Origin of the sequence: Sphingobacterium deserti, from assembly GCF_000757725.1 — a bacterium.
GTDB classification, from domain to species: domain Bacteria; phylum Bacteroidota; class Bacteroidia; order Sphingobacteriales; family Sphingobacteriaceae; genus Sphingobacterium; species Sphingobacterium deserti.
Genome location: NZ_JJMU01000024.1, coordinates 157,082 through 175,953, shown reverse-complemented (window position 1 = coordinate 175,953; position 18,872 = coordinate 157,082). Strand labels below are relative to the sequence as shown.

Annotated in this window: 19 protein-coding genes; 14 read left to right on the top strand and 5 right to left on the bottom strand. The window is 42.5% G+C overall.

What is annotated here, in order from left to right:
• Positions 1 to 22: 22 nt before the first annotated feature.
• From DI53_RS08070 to DI53_RS08035, 8 genes are read left to right on the top strand one after another with little or no spacing between them, the layout of a single operon-like run.
• Complete coding sequence (locus DI53_RS08070) at positions 23 to 205, top strand: hypothetical protein (RefSeq protein WP_037497485.1); 183 nt, start codon at positions 23 to 25, stop codon at positions 203 to 205.
• A complete protein-coding gene (locus DI53_RS08065) occupies positions 205 to 4,851 on the top strand; it encodes a hypothetical protein (protein WP_037497483.1) in 4,647 nt (1,548 codons plus the stop codon). Before DI53_RS08070 ends, DI53_RS08065 begins: the two co-directional genes overlap by 1 nt.
• Positions 4,838 to 5,353 carry a hypothetical protein gene (locus DI53_RS08060; RefSeq protein WP_037497481.1) on the top strand — a complete coding sequence of 172 codons (516 nt, stop codon included), beginning with the start codon at positions 4,838 to 4,840 and terminating at the stop codon, positions 5,351 to 5,353. Before DI53_RS08065 ends, DI53_RS08060 begins: the two co-directional genes overlap by 14 nt.
• Before the next feature lie 15 nt (positions 5,354 to 5,368).
• The gene (locus tag DI53_RS08055; protein WP_037497480.1) at positions 5,369 to 8,101 is read left to right on the top strand and encodes a phage tail protein; all 2,733 of its coding nucleotides are present in this window, start codon (positions 5,369 to 5,371) and stop codon (positions 8,099 to 8,101) included.
• Between the two features lie 14 nt (positions 8,102 to 8,115).
• Positions 8,116 to 10,806, top strand: a complete 2,691-nt coding sequence (locus DI53_RS08050; RefSeq protein ID WP_037497478.1) for a hypothetical protein — start codon at positions 8,116 to 8,118, stop codon at positions 10,804 to 10,806.
• A gap of 16 nt (positions 10,807 to 10,822) precedes the next feature.
• On the top strand, positions 10,823 to 11,572 hold the full coding sequence (locus tag DI53_RS08045; protein WP_052072198.1) for an N-acetylmuramoyl-L-alanine amidase: 750 nt from the start codon (positions 10,823 to 10,825) through the stop codon (positions 11,570 to 11,572).
• Positions 11,573 to 11,576: 4 nt separating this feature from the next.
• The gene (locus DI53_RS08040) at positions 11,577 to 11,882 is read left to right on the top strand and encodes a hypothetical protein (RefSeq protein ID WP_037497476.1); all 306 of its coding nucleotides are present in this window, start codon (positions 11,577 to 11,579) and stop codon (positions 11,880 to 11,882) included.
• Positions 11,879 to 12,637: a hypothetical protein gene (locus DI53_RS08035; RefSeq protein WP_037497475.1), complete on the top strand. Its 759-nt coding sequence runs from the start codon at positions 11,879 to 11,881 to the stop codon at positions 12,635 to 12,637. The genes DI53_RS08040 and DI53_RS08035 overlap by 4 nt, the downstream gene beginning before the upstream one ends.
• Before the next feature lie 111 nt (positions 12,638 to 12,748).
• On the opposite strand, the gene DI53_RS08030 is transcribed toward DI53_RS08035, so the two are convergent.
• A complete protein-coding gene (locus DI53_RS08030; RefSeq protein ID WP_037497473.1) occupies positions 12,749 to 13,801 on the bottom strand; it encodes a coiled-coil domain-containing protein in 1,053 nt (350 codons plus the stop codon).
• A gap of 249 nt (positions 13,802 to 14,050) precedes the next feature.
• On the opposite strand from DI53_RS08030, the gene DI53_RS08025 reads away from it, so the two are divergent.
• Positions 14,051 to 14,302 (top strand): hypothetical protein, encoded by a 252-nt coding sequence (locus DI53_RS08025; RefSeq protein ID WP_037497471.1) that lies wholly within the window; start codon positions 14,051 to 14,053, stop codon positions 14,300 to 14,302.
• Between the two features lie 409 nt (positions 14,303 to 14,711).
• Here the strand turns inward: DI53_RS08025 and DI53_RS20740 are convergent, their stop codons facing one another.
• Complete coding sequence (locus DI53_RS20740; protein WP_037497469.1) at positions 14,712 to 14,915, bottom strand: DUF6965 family protein; 204 nt, start codon at positions 14,913 to 14,915, stop codon at positions 14,712 to 14,714.
• Between the two features lie 391 nt (positions 14,916 to 15,306).
• Complete coding sequence (locus DI53_RS08015) at positions 15,307 to 15,768, bottom strand: hypothetical protein (RefSeq protein WP_037497468.1); 462 nt, start codon at positions 15,766 to 15,768, stop codon at positions 15,307 to 15,309.
• A 74-nt stretch (positions 15,769 to 15,842) separates the two neighbouring features.
• Between DI53_RS08015 and DI53_RS08010 the strand changes: the two genes are divergently transcribed.
• Positions 15,843 to 16,268, top strand: a complete 426-nt coding sequence (locus tag DI53_RS08010; RefSeq protein ID WP_037497466.1) for a hypothetical protein — start codon at positions 15,843 to 15,845, stop codon at positions 16,266 to 16,268.
• 5 nt (positions 16,269 to 16,273) lie between these two features.
• Here DI53_RS08010 and DI53_RS08005 read toward each other — a convergent pair whose 3' ends face one another.
• On the bottom strand, positions 16,274 to 16,945 hold the full coding sequence (locus DI53_RS08005; RefSeq protein WP_037497464.1) for an SOS response-associated peptidase: 672 nt from the start codon (positions 16,943 to 16,945) through the stop codon (positions 16,274 to 16,276).
• Positions 16,946 to 16,990: 45 nt separating this feature from the next.
• Here DI53_RS08005 and DI53_RS08000 point away from each other — a divergent pair, with 45 nt between their 5' ends.
• From DI53_RS08000 to DI53_RS07990, 3 genes are all read left to right on the top strand, one after another.
• Positions 16,991 to 17,260 carry a hypothetical protein gene (locus tag DI53_RS08000; RefSeq protein WP_037497462.1) on the top strand — a complete coding sequence of 90 codons (270 nt, stop codon included), beginning with the start codon at positions 16,991 to 16,993 and terminating at the stop codon, positions 17,258 to 17,260.
• A gap of 2 nt (positions 17,261 to 17,262) precedes the next feature.
• Positions 17,263 to 17,802, top strand: coding sequence for a hypothetical protein (locus tag DI53_RS07995; protein ID WP_037497460.1), 540 nt, complete (start codon positions 17,263 to 17,265; stop codon positions 17,800 to 17,802).
• Between the two features lie 96 nt (positions 17,803 to 17,898).
• Positions 17,899 to 18,240 (top strand): hypothetical protein, encoded by a 342-nt coding sequence (locus DI53_RS07990; RefSeq protein ID WP_037497459.1) that lies wholly within the window; start codon positions 17,899 to 17,901, stop codon positions 18,238 to 18,240.
• Here the strand turns inward: DI53_RS07990 and DI53_RS20145 are convergent.
• Positions 18,200 to 18,403 (bottom strand): hypothetical protein, encoded by a 204-nt coding sequence (locus tag DI53_RS20145; protein WP_131555203.1) that lies wholly within the window; start codon positions 18,401 to 18,403, stop codon positions 18,200 to 18,202. The two genes, DI53_RS07990 and DI53_RS20145, sit on opposite strands and share 41 nt — an antisense overlap.
• A 115-nt stretch (positions 18,404 to 18,518) precedes the next feature.
• On the opposite strand from DI53_RS20145, the gene DI53_RS07985 reads away from it, so the two are divergent.
• Complete coding sequence (locus DI53_RS07985) at positions 18,519 to 18,845, top strand: hypothetical protein (RefSeq protein ID WP_037497457.1); 327 nt, start codon at positions 18,519 to 18,521, stop codon at positions 18,843 to 18,845.
• Positions 18,846 to 18,872: the final 27 nt, after the last annotated feature.

Genomic DNA, 18,872 nt, shown 5'->3' with positions numbered 1-18,872 from the left:
CTGGGAGATTGTCGGAAACGCAATGAAATACTGGGGGCTAACATTTAGTGAAGCGCTTTGGTCAGTCAGCTATCAAAATCTAATTATGCTGAATATGAGCGTACCGCAATACGACAAGGATGGCAACAAAATAGAGCCTCCTGCAGAATTAACAAGTAAAGATTTAGCCGCAAGATTTAAAGGCAGAAAGAAAAAGGATAAATAATGGCTATCGAGCTTGATGGTAAACCGCTAAAATTTACGGCTGAATTTGACAGCAGAGAGGCTGAGCAAAATTTAGATTCCTTCTTGAAAAAGATTCAGGATGTTAACAGCCGTGGTGTAGGAAATACGTCTGCTCAAAAAGCTGCTGCTAAAGCATCTGGCCAATACAACTCTATCCTTGACGATGCTACTACTGCGTTTGATGCGTTCGCCAATAAATCTAAAGACTTTTATTCTGAGATAGCAAAAGCTGAACTTGCCCTTCAAAAAATCCGGAATGAGCAAAACCAGCTTAACAAAGAGTTTCGTGATGGTATCACCACGGAGCAGGATCATATCAATAAGACCGCTCAATTAAATGCCCTTCGTGACCAGCTTTCGGAAAAGATTCGTAACAACAAAGCGGAACTAAAATCATATGCTGATGAGGCTAAAAAACAGACTACGCCCAAGTTTACCGCACAAGACACGTTGAATGAGCTTGCTGGGGCACACGGCGCTGGGAGCGGTTCACCTTTGCCAACCCTATCTGTAAATGAAGCCTTCGCAAAGGCAAACAAGCAGGCAATTGCCGAACTGAATTCTGAACTCGATGAGCTTAACAAAAAGCTGAAGGCCGGATCCATTACCAATGAGCAATACGCCAAAAGCAGTAAATCTATTGGTGATAAATTAGATGCGCTTAATGAAAATCAGAAGCATTTTACTGATAGCGTAAGTCAATCCGGGCAAATTGTTGCACAAGAAGGCCAAAAGCAAAAATCGGTTCTTGATACTCTTTCTTCAGAATATAAGGAGCTTCTTCAAGATGCTACATCCGCATATTCAGGTGTTGATTCGCAAACTAAATACTTAACAACTTCCCTTTTAAAGCTAGAAACGGAAAGCAAGGATATCGCCGCTGCGCAAAAGGAGGTAACTGCTGCTTTCAAAAATGGTGACATCACCCAGAAGCAATACACCGACTCCACCAAAGCACTTATGGTGCAGCAAAATGCAGTTAAAGGTAGAATAGCTGAGACCAAAAGAGAGCTGAACAGCTTAGAGACTGTCGAGCGTAAAACTATTGGCTCTATTGCAGAAAAGACGGCTAAGCTTACTCAACTCAAACTCAAATATGATAACCTTTCCCGTGCCCAAAGGGAAAATATTAACGTTGGTGGCAAGCTACGTAAAGAATATCAGGATCTAGTTAAGGAAATTGAAAGGCTAAACCGCGCGCTAAACGGAACCCGAGGTCAAGGCATTTCTTCGTTGTTGGGATCCGCAAGAGGTATTGCCGGCGCTTTAGGCATTACTTTCTCTGTGCAGCAGCTTGTTAATTTTGGTAAAGAGCTGTATGACATTGCCAGAGAAGCTGAAGGTATAGAACTGAGGTTTGCGAAAATCGGGGATACTCGCGGTCTAGAAAAGCTTCGCACTGCGACCCGAGGCACCGTATCGGATCTAGAGTTAATGAAACTTGCTGTCAATGCGGACAATTTCCGTATCCCCATGGATGTCTTGGCAAAAGGGTTGGAATTCGCTACTCGACGGGCGTCAGAAACTGGACAGAGTGTTGATTATTTGGTAAACTCATTTGTTACGGGATTGGGTCGCAAGTCCAAATTAATTCTGGATAATTTAGGTATTTCCGCTGTCGAGCTAAATGACGAAATCAGCAAGACTGGCGATTTTGCTGCCTCCGTAGGCAACATCATCGAACGCGAGATGGCTAAATCCGGAACTGCAGTCGACGGGTTAACTGAAAAAACGAATCGCCTTTCGGTAACGTGGGCTAACTTCAAAAAGAATCTCGCTGAAGGTATTGCTGATTTCTTCGTGCCTGGTAGGCCAAATGCCGATAATGTCGAAAAACTTACGGAGGCCTATAAAAACAGTTTTGAAGCTATCAAAGGTTATAGTGATGATGCAAGAAAACGTTTCATAGACAATTCGCAAAAGCAGCTATCAGAAGTAAATAAGAATATTCAAAATCTCACTATAGATAGTCCTGCATTTAAAAAGCTTTATGAAGACAGCAAAAAGGATCGGAGCCTTTTAAAACGTGAAACACCTGATGATTATTTAGCGAGATTACAAAAGCCTTTGATCGAGCAGCAGCAAGCGATACAAGCTACTTTAGCTTATGCTCGTGGCGTAACTTCCGAAATGGCTATTCAAGCGCGTCAAGCAAAAGGCATTTTCTCCATGGCAGAGGTTCAAGAAAAGCTGGAAGATGCTAATCTAGTCTACAAAAATTCAGTCGGCGATGCCAAGCGTGCGGAGGCGAAGAAAGAAGTCGATAAATGGCAAAAGCTGTATGACGACATGAATATTAAATCGTCTAAAAAGCAAGAATCTGCAGCTGAAAAACTTCGGAAACAAATCCAAAGGGATGAAGATGAAAGAGTAAAGCTTCTTGATAGTTGGTCTAAGGCAGATGCCGACTATTTAAATAAACAGATGTCTCGTGATCAGCAGGAAATAGAAAGTGTCAAAAACAAGTACGCTGAGATCCGAAAGGCTATTGAGAAGTACAATAGAGATACAAAGGGGAAACGGATATCCCTTGTTGGACTAGATACTAGCATGCAAAACTCCATAACTGCAGTTCAAGATCGACAAGCTACGGATAAAAGAATTAAGCTTTATCAGCAAGATTATGAGAACTACTCCAAATACGAGAATTTAAAACTTGAGCTTGGAGAAGAGGTCGCGGACGGTCAATATGGAAAATACAAAACTGCATTAACTAAGATTGGTGCAGAGTATGCCGGATTAATTTCAAAGATGTTCTCTATTGGGTTGACGTACAATGAAACCTCACTGTTCAAAGCTTTAGATAGTGTAATGAAAGATCAGGGAGACAAGCAAAAAGGTGCCTTCAACACGTTATTATCCCAATACCAGACGTACACTCAAAAAAGGGTACAATTAACGGAAAAGTTTAACAAGGAACTTGCTGATTTAGAGGCTAAGGGAGAAACTGATAGAGCAAAAAGAGCAAAGCAACTTTTCGATGAATCGCAAAAGCAGCTTTTCATCGATGAGGTAGAAGATAGTCCGGAATACAAAAAAGCTATCGAGAATATTGAGAGATCTTCCCAAACGTTGCTCTCAAGTGCTTTCAAGATTGGGAAGGAGTCTGTCTACAAGATTATCGACGGTATGACCGATGCGAGCAACGAGCAAAAGGCAAATCTAAAAAAAATCTTTAGCGAATTTTTCGATCAAGGCGAGCAAGCTGCTAACGAGGGGATGCTAGGTAGAATTGCACAGATGACCGATGGATTCGGACAGTTGGTGCAAAGTTCGTTTCAATTTAAAGACAATCTAGATGGTGGATTAGAGACCATCTCAAATATGCTCCGTACAGCTTCGCAACTTTCACAGGTACTAGCTGAAAACCAACGAAACGAAAATGGAACGCTGAATGAAGCCGGGAAGGCTTTGTCGTCCATTGGAGCGATTGGAGCTATTGCCGGAGCGCTTTTTTCTCTTGGATCTGCTATTTCTAACGGGTTCAATAGAGCGCGGGAACAGGCTAACGCAGAAATTCAACAGCAATACGATTTTCAAAACGATCGGCAGCTCAGAGTAACTGAAGCTGTTACAAAGGCACTTGAACGTCAGCTTGAGCTTATCACAGAAATCTATGGAGCCGATCGGTTGGATAAATATGCTGAATCTTTAGAGAACATCCGCACAAACTGGATAGATATCAACAACCAGTTGGCCGGTCGCTATATGCTAACTAACAACGATCAATTCGCCAATGATATTCTTCGCAGGTTAAATAATGGCGAGACTCAGAAGCAAATTTTAAAGTCTTGGTCGGTCACCTCGAAGGAATATTGGCGCGCGAATAACGTGCTAGAAAACTTGGATATGTTTCAGCGGCTAGAAAGTCTGCCACAAGATATCAGCAAGGCGCGTGAGCAGCTTGCTGCATTGCAATATCAAGCTAATTTGGGCAACGTAGACGATTATACGCAGAAACTTATCGATCAACTGCAAGCACAGATAGATCTTTACGACGAAACTCTGAACAAACTACGCGAGGAAACCACAGGTAACGCGTTTTCTTCATTATTGAGCGAAGTAAGCCAATTGTTTTTGAACGAGGGCCAAAACGCTGCTCAGGCTTGGACGGATGGTTTTGACAAGGTGATGGAAAACTACATGATGCAAAAATTTTCACGTGATTACCTACAGGAGAAAATGCAATCATGGTATGAGACTATGGCGACATTTGCCGAAGACGGAATTGACGAGAATGAGCGCAAGGAACTTCGCAAACAATGGGATGCAATCCGGGCAGAAGGTGATAAGCGCATAGAAGACATGAGAAAGGTTCTCGGGCTAGAAGACAGTAAAAGCTCTTCACTCAAATCCGAATCTATCGCTCAATCCATTACAGAATCCACCGGCTCCGAAATTGTCGGCACATTCCGCGCGGGCTATGATATATGGAAGCGCCAGCTTAATGCTATGGAGCTACAGGGTAAAACGCAGGTATCACTTCTGCAGGTGGCCAATGATAAGCTGCTTGTGCTTAACGCGATCAATGTGAATACGGCTAATACCGTAGCAAGGCTTGATACGGCCGTCAAACACCTTCAGAACATCGATAAAAATTTGGGAGGGGCATATGCTAGGAACTAGTTTTAACGGTAAGACGCAGGAAGCGCTTGGCATCCACTTTAAACGCGGCACCTTGTACAATCAGCTGCTACGTTTCCCGAAGCCAAAAGAGCGCTATTCCTATGACTGGAAGAATGAACACGGGAAAGAAGTTGACGAGGTAAGCCCAACAATTTACGAAGCAATTCAGTACACCGTCAGCTGCTATCTGGAGGCGAAAGACCTTCCAGACTTCATGGCCAAGCGTGCGGCATTCCTAGCGATTCTTTCTGATCCGAAAGGCTTCATCTTGACCAGCCATACACTCGGTTTGTCTTATAAGCTTCGCTACATAGACAGCCCATCATTCAGCACGCTAACGCCGGTATGGTCCGGGGGCAAGCTGTACGCGGAGTTTACATTGACACTCGAAAACAACTATGCCCCTACGATCAACGTGTTCGAGCTTGCTGATGAGGAAAGCTTGATCGTTACAGAGTCCGGAGATCAGATATATGTCGAGGCATACTCGCAAAACTTTTAATACGCAACTAAGTAAATGGAAATACAGGTATACAGAAAACAGGTCGAGACGGTAAAGCTACCGTTAAATGTCTCCACGTTCAGCGATGCGCTGATGGGGGCGCATGAGCTTGTATTTGATTTTACTGTGCCTGTTCTACTTGATATCCAAGTTGGAGATTACATCACCTACAAGGGTGAGCGAATGAACGTTAATCTGGTACCGACGTATGGCCATGATGGAATGAACATCTATTGCATCATATTCCAAGGCGTTCGCCATGATCTAGAGCGCTGGCTGCTAAAAGATGAGGGTTCGCCATACGTGGAGTATTTCGGTACGTTGGACGATTATATGTTCATGTTCCTGGAATCGGTCAATGCGAGTGATAGCGGCTGGACGCTTGGCAACCTCGACAAGACAGAACCTAAAGCGTTAGTATTCGATAACGTGTACCTATGGGATGCGTTGACGATGATCGCCGAACTATTTGAAATGGAGTGGATCATTCGGAGCAAGCAGATCAGCGTAAAGAAAACGGTTGGTGCTGTTCGTGCGCTTTCATTCTCTTATGGTAAAGGCAATGGCCTTTATAGCCTAAGCCGCGAGAACATCGACGGAGGTAGGATCATCACCCGTGCTTTCGCTATCGGCGGTTCACAGAACTTGCCTGCCGGATATGGTCCGAAACGGCTCACCATGCCGGGGCATATCGAAGATGCAGCAGCTATCGCGGCTTACGGACTTAGGGAGGGATCGTATAGCAATGAAGATATTTATCCGCATCGCACAGGGACCGTTAGCGGAATCGATCAGATCAATGAGGGAACGTGGGTAGTTGCCGATAGCGAACTGGATTTCGATCTCAATGGGCAGCGTATTGCCGGCACCGATGCACAGATCGTATTTACCTCCGGCGCTTTAAATGGGCAGACTTTTAAGATTCTTTCCTATAACCATACGTCCAAAGAAATTCGCTACGAAGCGAATAAGGACAGTAATGGTAAGTTATCACCTGCCGATCTGTTTCGGGCGGAGATTGGAGACAAATATACCATCGTGGGAATTCGTATGCCGCAGTCCTATGTTGACGCAGCGCTTGCAGAGCTTAAAGGAAAAGCACAGGAATATCTTGACAGCAATAAAGTGCCACGTGTCCGATATTCGCTCGAAATTGACTTATACCGTGCAAAGGTTCAAAACTACACATTGAATGCCGGGGATATTATCAATGTCAAGCATGATTCAATCGGACTGGATGCCGATATACGGGTAACTACCGTTTCCTATCCTGGACATTTTCCGGACGTACTGGAAAACGGCATGCGCTTCACTTCGGAGATTGCAAACGAGGTTACCTACAACCGCATGCAGAAGGTTGAGAAAGACATCAAGGAGACGCGTAACGTGGTAACCCGGGTAAGCCGCACCTCGTGGGAGAATGATCGCCGGAACGTGGTTGCATTGAATGAATTTATTGGTAAGGTACTGGATCCTGATGGCAACCTGCAGGAGCCATTGCTTAAAGCAATCGTGGGTTTCTTCGGTACCCAGTCCATGTTCTATGATCTAGACGGTGTAACCTATGAAACTAATGTCGGCGGCAATCCTAATGCTTTTTCGATCAGTGGCGGGAGGTTGATCCATAAGGTTTATAAGATATCACCTGACATGTACATATGGAACCTTTCAGCGCTTTCGGTATCAGCACTGGATCCTTTGAAACCGTATTATCTCGCGGCCAAGTGTAGCCGCACGGCGCTTACTGGTGAATGGGTGCTATCAGAAACGCAATTCGCGACAGAAGCTGAAGCAGGTTATTGGTATTTCAATCTTGGCATCTTATCGAGCGTGATCGAGGGGAGCAGGTCACTTGAATCGACTAAAGGCTATACGATGATATCGGGAGGTCAGATCGTTACTGATACCATTTCGGCCTATCAGATCAATGTTGAGCGGTTGTTTGCGCAGCTCATTAGTGTTGGATCGCAGGGATTCGAAAAAGCCGGTATATCTGGTCTAGCAGATCGCGAGCACCTTTCGCAAAGATTCTGGGCAGGAGCTACAGCAGCTAATCGGTATGACGCACCATTTCAGGTACTAGAAGATGGAAGCATGAAAGCATTCAAAGGTGAAGTAGGTGGTTTTAAGATCGACTCCAATTCTTTACGTGTCGGAACAAATGATACGTGGGATGTTAACGGCCGATCGGTATTTCTGACACCTGAATACTTTATGCTTCGGGAAAACGGAACCATCCGTGGCCAGCGCCGCGAATTCTCTTGGAACCTGTATAAAGAGCAATTCGGGGCAAGACAGTCCGCAGCCACTTCAATATTCAATACGGTGGCTACAGCTGATCCGCAGTTTCCATACACGAACGTAGCACTGGAACTGGATGCAAAGAATGGTAACCACAATTACGCTTTATATGTGCAAAGCGGGATGTCGCGGTTTAAAGCAATAGCGAAAGCATTTCAGACCATCACGGGCACTGGGCAAGCTATAAATGAAGAGTTCTCGATGGTATTTATTAATCCAGGAGTTGTTCCCGGGAACATTCCGCTTCCCAGCTACCCTGAGCTCGGCTATCAGGTGACGATCAAAAATCTGAGCAACAACGATTTCTTCCTCGTGTCGAATAATGGATCGATCATACAGGAGAACGGTTCAGCAACTAGTTCCAACAGTTTCAGAAGATATGCTATCAAGACTTTCTTCTTTAAAGGAGACTACTGGATAGAGATGTTTCAACAAAGTAATAACTAACAATTAATTAAGATATGGCAGAAATGGTATGGCCAAGAGATGCGAAGGCCAAAAAATACGCGGAAGTAAAGCAGATCATGACCGACACTGGCGATGATAAAACCATCGGCAAGATCAGCAAGGATGAACTGAAAAACGGGCTATTCATTGATGGCGCTGAACTTGATCCCATAAAAGGCGGTGACACATCTGCAGCTGCTACGGTTATTGCTCCTGGTCCTGCTGGGCAGATGCGAAAACGTGAAGCATCGCCGGGATGGTATTCAGTGAACGGTAGCGCAATTGAGGCGGCTAAGGGTAAACGTTGGGTCTGGGGATGGAGCGGAACTGCATGGTCGCTGTATAATATGGGAGATCTTCCTAAAACGCCTGCCGTGAATAGTCTTACGTCAACTTCAACGGAAGATGCGCTGTCTGCGAATCAGGGGCGCGTGCTTGATGGAAAGATAACTACTACTATGGAATCTATCCCCGATGTAGAGCCTTTGGAAACCGAAGTTGAAGCGATTAGTCTTAAAGTAAACGGCATTCCCGATCAATTTGAGGAATATAAGTCGCAGGTGGTGCAAGGATCCTATTTCGGTTCAAGGGGAAATCTTTTACCAACTCCTGCATCCGGAAATATCCTTTCTGATGATTCTAGGGCAGGGTATGTGCTATTGCAGGGATTAGCAGCCGGTACAAGGATCCGCATTGCTAGTAAAACGGAAAACATAGGATCGACAAGCCGGCCGCTCTATGCCTTTACCAATGCTTCTAATCAGATAAGAGCAGTAGATGTTTCAGGACAAATGGATAAGGACACCTATAATGCACCGATAGACGTGATATGGCCAGATAATGCGGAAGCTGTCAGGATGTATATCAATGTGCGGATGGCAGGCGGATGGAGTAACCCAGATTCCCGTTTTTCTGTCAAGCGAATGATTCCTTCGGGAGATAAGGGCATGGCGCACGTAGTGGAGGAACACAGTGAGCGGTTGGATCTTGTAGAAACTGAACTAGATGTGTTGCAGGGCGAACTTGGGAATACAGATATTTCTGCAAAAACGATCAAACCATCATCCCCACTACTGAGCAGCTATAGCAGTGAGAACTTTGCCGCGGCCAAGTTTTATGCGCGCCGTTTCGGGGTGGAATTATTACGGATGCAGATCGCAGGTGCAAAGAACATATATCTTGCTAGTGATGGAGCGGATAGCAATAATGGATTATCCGAAGCTACAGCTGTACGGACAATCGCAAGAGCTGCGGCACTTATGGCAAGCGGTGATGCTTTGCTTGTAAAGCGCGGGTCAGTTTTCGAGGAGTACGGTATCATTCAGAACAAAAATAACATACTGATCAATGTCTATGGCTCGGGGGCAAATCCTCTATTCAACAACCTCGTCACTATTCCGTCAGGTAGTATTGAAAAGGTCGCAGGTTACAACAATATTTACCGCTTCCAGCGATCATACGACGCATGCGTGAAAGATCGCGGCATGGCGGTGGTATTTGTGGACGGTGTTCGTTGTGGCAGGGATATACAAAACTATATGAACCTGACCGAAGAGCAGGCAATGCCATATCTGGAAGCGAATCCGGGCAATGCCGCGTGGTTCTCCCAAAGATATAGTGCCGGATGGCCAGCCGGAAACTACTATATGTATTTCTCTTTGGCTGACGCTCCATCCAACCACAAGATCGAGAGCGTGAACAAATGGAGCGCTATTCTTGAGATCACCAACTGTAAGAACGTAGACATCCGTCATATAGAGCAGCGCGGAAGTGGTTTTCGTGATGGCGTAGCCTATGGCTCTACGGAAAACGTGTACTGCGAGGATTGTGGGTTTTTGGATCATGCGTGGCACGGGATTGTTTACAACGATATCGCTTTCCACGATTGCCGGATAATTTCCAGAAGTGGTGCTGTAGGCTATCAGTATCACTGGTTGTCAAATTCTTTACGTCATCCGGATCTGATCATATCCAAGCCGACGGTTATCAGTGGCTACAATATGGGTGCGGCCTTTAATGGTCACGAAACTAAGCTAGAGCAGGTCAATCCATTCCAAAATTTGGTTGTCGAAAACGCCTACGTTGAGAGTGTGGATGTTGTAGCCCGTAGCGGCATTGTGGAAAAGACATCCTATAATAAGATTGCTGTGAAAGACATCAATTCCATTTGTGGTGGCGTGTCCGACAGGGATGCTGTATTGAGCAATTTTTACGGCACATTGAAGAGATCGATCTCGATCAACGAATCTTCTGTCATTGCACCCTACATTCAACCAGGCCGAACATTAACAATTCGTGATTCCATACTCGTGGTAGAAGATATCTTTGGTCGACCGTCGATCATGCATACTACCAATAACCTGGCTACGGGTAGGCTGATCCTGGATAATGTGGTGATCTTGATCAAATCGAGTGCAGCTAGCATTGTAGCCCCATTATTTCGCAACACTTCGTTCAATGCTGCTGAGTTTGAATTCCGGAATGTCATCTTCGTAGCTGATAAAACAGCTGCATTCAATCATTCAGCTACAACCTTTGCAGATGCTAAATTTGAAAATTGTGTATTCATCAATACGCCACTATCAGGTATCAATCTTCCGGCAGGAAACGAGGTTTACACGAATTACAATGAAATCAAAAAAGTCAAATACCAAAGCCGCCTGAGTTATATTCAGAACGGAGCAATAAAGACTGTGGCGGTTTAAATTACCTATATAAACAATGGCATTACTATTAATAGATGACAGTTACATAAGCGCGGGACACCATAACAGTGATCCCGGCGCTATGGCAAACGGATTACGTGAAAGCGTAATGATGATGGAGTATCGGGATATGGTCAGCAATGAGCTGTTCGCACTGGGCGCAACCGTAGTAAATGATCGCGACACCGAAACACTAGGTCAATACCTTGCACGTATCAACCCGAAAGGGAAAGATGTGCTTTGCGAATTTCACGCTGATGCAGCCGGTCCTACAGCTACTGGAGCAACTGGAGTTATTGCAGACGCTCACACCGCTCAGGATAAGGCTTTCGCTACGGAAATGGTCAAAGCAACTAGCGATGTGTTAGGCATCCGCAACCGTGGAGTGATCAAGGAAAGCCAGTCAGCCCGAGGTCGACTAGCCTTTGTCCGTAAAGGAGGCATCAACAGCCTGCAGGAGCTTTTCTTCATCACCAATCCAAGCGATGTTGTAGCATATGAGCGAGGGAAGTCAGCATTGGCCAAGGAGCACGCGCGAATCATAAATAAGTACGACGGCGGTAACAGTACGACAGGGAATGTTTCAACTATGCGCACAACAGCAAGGCTTAACCTCCGCGCTGGTGCCGGTATTGGACACAGGGTTATCCGAACACTGCCACTTGGTATCGAAGTAAACGTGCTTTCTATTTCCGTAGGATGGATCGAGGTTTTGGTCTGCAGGGATAAGGTTCGGGGATGGGTTAGCGCAAGTTATTTGAAATAAAGAAATGGCAGAGATCATAGACGAGGCAAAGGCAAAAACAATCAACAAATACCCTCTGGCGGTTCTTGTTGGTATTATCTGCTCATTGTTAACCGTCTTTATTAATAAGTCGTTTGATTCGTCAGATGACAGAATAAAGGACTGTTTAGATAGGCAGGAAAAAACTGATAAGCGCATCGAGGTGCTTGAAAGCCAAATATATCAATACGTAAACACTATTCTGCACAAGGATGCTACTGAGAAAGAATTGAAGGAGGTGATCAAGCACCAAGGCGCAGAACTTAAATCTTTGAAAGGAGGTTCGCAATGAGAAATTTAATATTTGGAATGCTGATGGGCATCGCTGTCTGCTTTGGTTATTGGTACTTTACCCAACCTGAAACATCCACTATCAAAACGGTAATTCCGGAAGAGGCAGAAAAGCTTGTCAATCTTGAGGCTGATCGTATTAATAAGAGTATAGATACAAAAGGGTTTGAGCACTCGGTAATGGATGAAGTAACAAATATAGTTTCAAGCGTCACGCAGCTCGATGATAGTTCAAGGAGAAAACTGGATAGCGTTATGTCCCTCTTAAGGATCGAGCGTAAGCAGCTGAAGGAATATAAGCAGTATACTGTAACATGGAGGGATAGTGTACTTAAAGCCGTTAGAACTGATACTGGGTTCAAATATGTGGATAAATGGGCATCGATCGAGTTTGTTTCACCAAAAGATTCACAAGGAACTGGACACTTCAATTTCAATTATAATGCTGAACTAAACCATGCTGATTATTGGAAGCGGACTCGGATCATGGGTAAGAAAAAGCATTACATTGATTTTTGGGTTTCCGACAATCGAGCAACTGTAAATGGTGTTAAGCGAGTAAAATTTGAGGTAAAGGAGCCATTATTTAAAGTCGATTTTAATGCGAGTACCTTTTATACGGATCGATTAAATATTGGGTTAGATGGAGGTGTTAACATCGGCCGGACTAGGATAGGTGGTGGATATTTCTACGACATGGTTGATGAAAGATGGAGGCCACTCGTATCTATAAAGTTTAAATTAATTGATTTTTAGGTGTATCCATTAAATTAAAACTCATTATATAGTTAACAACTTGCTGGAAGCGGCACTCGACCTTAAATGATTTGGGGTTCAAGGTAAAGTGCCGCTTAATAGTATTGGAGATTACATTGTCTCCAAATGGCTGCGAATTTCATAAAATAGCTCTGCATCATCCTCAAAATTCGGCATGTTGAAATCAACGAAAATTCTAAATAAATCGACGTTTTCTATCTGCCAATTGACATTATGGTTAGTGATTTTCTTTGAATGAAGGTATTGTCCAATAGCTAATATGAATTCTGGAATTTCATTTTCTTTTATATGTTTTTGAAAGCTGACATGCTTTTGAAAATCTTCAGGTCTAAGTTGACGTAATCCTTTTAGCTCGGTAAATTGCTTTTCAACTCGTTCTATCAAACTTTGGTTCGCTACGACGGAATTATCCAAACGAGTCTTCAAATTTCTATTTTCTTCATCCATTTCTGCAGCGTAACTTTCAGATTGCTTTAAGCGGCTATTTTCTTCTGTCAGTTCGTGATTGTTCTCAGACATATACTTTATGGCTTTTGCAAGTTCATTCTGTAAATTCGTATGTTCGGTCTGCAATTTGACGTACTCAGCTTGCAATTTTTGATTCGTTTCAAGCCTATCATTTAATTGCTGATTGTATTCTTCAATGGTTTTTTCTAATCCAAATATTTTTTTATTTAAATCTTCCAGTTCGCCTGTACCTGCTATCTCTACCTGTAGCACTTTTTGCTCCCTTGCTTGAGCCTTTAGAAATTTATATTGCGGCGTTAGGTTTTCTTCTTGAAGTTCCATTTCTTCTTTTTTAGCACTAACAAGTCCTTTCTTGATATAATTCATGAGGTAAGGTAGACCCAGTACATATAATATAGCCAGAAAGAAAGGCTTTACAAAAAGGGAGGAGCCGTGATTGTATTGAATGTAAAATCTATTAATTTTAGTTTCAATGAAAGATGATGAGAAAATGAAATAGAGAATTAAATCCCAATTGACTATGACAAAAGATATAATAAAAGCAGCAACGAGAGGCTGTTTAAGTCGTTCCACCAAAGGTTTGGAAAAGTCTGAAACCAATGAATTACCACTATTATACAATTCTTTAGCAGATTCGAGAAGTTTTCCCGTTGTTTTGTTCAATTCTTTGCTCATGGTTTGGTCAATAATAAAACAATGATATCAATTAATTTTGAAATAATAAAATAGCTAGGGTTCCCTATCAATATGTTTCCAAAACTTCATCAAACTCGAATAAGCTAGCAAAAAAATATATGCAGTTATCTCCTCCTGTGACTACCTACAAAAATGCAATTTAGCCATTGACATAAATCAAAATTTACGGAAAACCGTAATTATCCATTTTAACATAGTTCATATCTTTGCATCACCAAATTAAAAGTTATGAAACAACACCTACAGTTGACAATTTCCGGTAAGGATGGTACGCAATCGTTGTATACGGCCGAGGTGATAAAATGCACCGAGTTCCTATCTGTCCTGTTAACTGGCTACCAAGGATTCGAAGAGAAGTTTCTAGTCAGAAAGGAGGATCATCGATTTAAGGTCATTGCGCTCGACAAACAAACTATTATGGAGCCAAAAGGCGAACTTCATCAGAAGCTTGAGACTATAGGCCGGAGATTCCTATCATAATATTATAAACAATAAGAATCCCCTCGCCGGGTGACGAAGGGATCATTGAATGTCCATTCCCCAGAACATTTCATAAGCAGTCCTTAACTTTTTGGATTTTTAGGTTTTTGAGTTCCTATTTCATAGTCATTTCACTATTAAGTGTGAAGATAACTCTTAATGATGATCCGAACAAATAATTTTTATCTTTTTCTAGATGTATGTCGTTTATCGATAAACGTGCAACCGTTTGCCTGAAATCGTTGATTGTATTTTATTCGTTTTCTTTTCTTTCAATGACCCTCCATGTTTCCATGGAGGGTCTGCTTATGAAATAGTGCCCCTGGGAAGGGCATTAGAACCAAATTTACGTTTTTTTTTAAATTATTACATTCAAAATACTCCTTGTGTAGTATAATGGCTACAGTTGCTAACTTATTGCGCGATGAAACTTCATCAACCTCAAATAAGCTGGGCATCTATCCAGAGGTTTCTTTTCCGGCCATTGGCCTACCATGATAAATTGGGTTTTGAGAAATATCACCGGATCTTCTACTGTCTGGTCTTCGCTGATTTGGATTGGAGGGGTGAAGGTCTTGCCTTCAAAGAATTCTTTAAGCTCGGGGATTGTCATGCGCGAAGGTAGCGAATAATAAAGGTTAAACTATTCGAATTCGATTAGTTTAAAGGTGTCGAATCCGGCACCTTTAAACATATGTAAACAATCAACCAATTTAGTTCGTTTAATAACCCCCCTCAAGTGAAGGGGGCGGTATCCCCGGGGAGGGATGAACCTACTATGATGACGCAAAGTAACAGAATTGTTTCAATACATTTTCATCTATTGTTAACGCAAACGTTTGCTCAATTTGCGCAACCGCTTGTGCTTATATATTACATTGAGTACGTCGCTATCAAATAAAATCCCCCTGCCGAATGACAGAGGGATTACTGAAAAACATTTATTATATAACCATTTGGTTACTGAACGAAGTTTGTCAAGAAGGGTTCTTCCCGCTAAAACTTTATTTTGACCCCTTAATCTTCCCTTCCCTAATCCACCGGAAGTATTTCTCCATCCTTTCACAAGTTAGCGCTTCGCATTTATGGTGTTCTAAGTATTCTAGATCCATTGTTTTACTGCTCATCCGTATCGCACCATAATGAAACCTATTCACTCGAACGTGCCATGAGTCCGCTCCTTGAGTGAAACCGACATCAACAACCTGCCGCTCTCCCTTATAATAAAACATATCGGTGCAGTATTTATCGAATCGTAGTATCAAAGCATCTAAGCATGCTTCGCGAACATCGTCCGCCAAGTTACCGTAGACGTGTTCCCATTTGCTCATAGAGTTGCGGAAAATATAGATCGATACACCATTTTTATCATACAGGGTATAGTCGGATGATCCAATTGATTTGTTCACTTCCTGGACTCTGGCAAACAGTACTCGATTTCTGACATGTATTTCTAGCGGTTTCATAAATGCAATTTTACTAAAAATATTAGTAAATATAATAATTGTATTTTTTTATATTTTTATATGCAGATCAACCTATGACTAGAATGAAAATACAACCGAATTTGGAATCAAAGACTAGCACGAAGACTGGAAAGGAATTTACCTTCGCCGTAGCTCACGTTGAATCAAAAGATCTTAATGCTTGGCAGTTTTTAAACAATGTTTTGGAGTATTTAATACATGAAACTATTGAGAGGAGAGAGCTTTATTCAATACTATCGCAATTAGAGCAGCTCCACCTTGGTTGCTCACAACCAAATGCTGATTTCGAAACAACCGAACTTTACAAGAAGATGTTAAAAGCGAAAACTACCCTGAAGCGGTACAATAGGGAGAAGACGTTGAGCGGCAAAAGAAAGATAGAGAAGGAGGCGTGGGAACATATCTATACCGGGCTACGACAGTTCCTTGCTGACGATAATAATAGGAACTACTTTTTGCCTGATCTATTATTAGAATAGGCTTGTTAAATAGGATCCGCGATAGTTGGGATGTTAGTTTCGATTCCTCGAGCAGAAGTTACACGGAAAGTCTTATGCGCTTTTAATTCCCTGTCATACGGAACGATCAGCTGCTGTATTTCTTCTTTTCCCTCGGCAAGTAGCCAATTGTGTCTTTTCTCCTGCGGAATGATCAGCGGCATCCGGTTACCAATGTTGTGGATATCGGCCATGAATTTATTTGCTTCTGTAGTAAGAATTGCAAAGGTGTCGTAATCCTGCCAATGGTTCCAAACGATGCCCAGTGTGAAGATGGGCGATTCGGGATCGCTGACGTAGTAAGTCTCGTCGTTCTTTTTGCCATTGGTGGAGTGAGGTTCAAAAAATCCGGTGACGTATAGGAGTCCGCGATGTTGGCCGATTGATTTCTTGTAGGTTGCTTTATCAAATATTTCTTCCCCTACTGCATTGAGGGTATTGGCATACTTATCAGCTTCCTGTTCGGTCTTTACCCAATATGGCAAAAACTTCCATCTGGCCGGGACTATGCTATCAATATCATTGTTCAGTGTGACCGGCAGGATCGGACGGGAAAAGCCGCTAACATGGTAGATAGTATCAAACTGATAGTGAACGTTAGCGTCCTTGATTACCGTCTTTAAAAGATCGCTGGAAGGTGTCGAGGTATGGTAGCACATATTCGTAAATATCGTATATTAGTTTTACCAATCAAACAAACTTAGATGGAATTCGTTGCCTTGTCACACATATTGTTGCGAACCCTTAAATGGCAGGGGTATACTGTTCTTCGTTCAGTTTCTCCACTTAATAGTACCAATCCTACATGGTATGCAGAGAAAATACCGATCGAACAGCTGATGGATTTGGATAGCGATGAAATTGCTAGACGTTCAGTTCCCCTGCAGGAGACACATTATTTAATCATCCAGGACGCGCTGGAAAATATCCGCGAAGAAGATTTGATTGGTCAGGTATTTTTAGGAGTTATATAACTATGGAAAAACATTTGGTAGAGGCTTTTAATAAGCTTGCCGTTCTCAAAAACATTATAATAGAGGTTGAGTATCTGGACGAACCACCTGAAGAAGCGTTCATATGGGGCAGGGATCCGTTCTACGGAGTGCACAGAAATGTATCTCTTGAATTGATGCATAATGGGTACTTGGAAGACGCTCGGAAGCTATTCGAAGATTATGTGAACTATCAATATCCTGAAAGAATTGAACAGGCCAGAGCAGATATCAAAAATGTTTGGGACGGATTGCGTCCGCTGACACGGGATAATATAGAGAGCCTTTACAAGCAGCACAAAGGCGTGGTTGTATTAACGGACATATATTTCACCATGCCCTATGCCAATTACGTATTTGTGAATGTATCAGAGGAAGAAAGGTTTGCGATGATAGAGGATGAGTACTCTAGAGCTATGCCCCTGGACTGGATATTAGACGAAGAGACAAGTGTTGATAAAGCGTTTTTAGATGTTTACAATACAAAAATTAACAACGGTCGATTTCCGTTCGTAAATTCGTAAACTGCTGTCAATGATCGTCTACAATATTTAAAGCGAATGGTCATATCTGATTGGAGAATTAGGTATTAAGCGATATTTGCGTCTAAAATCTACATTATGAGATACAGACTAATCAGAGCTCAATACTTGGATATCCCCTCGGTAGACGGCAAAGTCGTTGGCTACGAATTCAGACGGTTAGATAATGAGTCCAAATACCTTGTGTGGTTACAGATCGATGAACTTTTCGATAAGTGGAAAGATTTATATGATCTGACTGATAAACAAATGATCAAATTTTTGATAAAGGTTATCAAGCCGGACCTAATAGAGAGGGGGTTCCGGTATAGGATAAATACGTTTAAAATCCGCCGAAGTTCGAAACCTATTATTGACTTTACCTATGAGGACTACGAGTTTACCGATTATGAGTTGGAGATTCTTCCAGCCAGTGTGTAAAGCCTTGCTCTATCCACGTATTAGCAGAGGTGCGTAATACACGCTGCTTACCAAACAAAAACTTAACACCATTGACATCGTAGAATAGGACAGTGTCGAGCGGGTGATCGAAATGGTTTTCATCGGGAAGCCGGTCGGTGATAGGGATAAGGGAAAATGTCATGCGGGCAAGGTGGGGAAATGCCTTGATAAATTGTTACGGGAAGCCGTAACCAACTATTTTACATTTAATTTGAGAATCGTAGCTTTCGAGACTATGTTTGTAAGAAAATAAGCTTATGGAATTTAGACTCACAAATGCGCAGTATCTACCTAGCGGTAGTTTTGATGGTAAAATTTTGGCCTACGATTTTCAGAACGTCAATGATGACTCTATAAAAAATATATTAGTTAAGATAGCAGGGGCTTACGCTGAATGGAGGCATGAATATCAGTTGTCAGAAGCCGATATGATAAAATTCGTTTTAAAGGCTATTGAATCTGATTTAATAAGCAATAAGTTTACAAAAGATTGGCATACGTTCGAAATTTATTCGGATTCAAAACCTCCCATAAATTTTACGTATCGAGACTTTGATCTAAAAAATTATACAATTAGCTGTTAAAAATCAAGGCTAGCATTACTCGCTAGC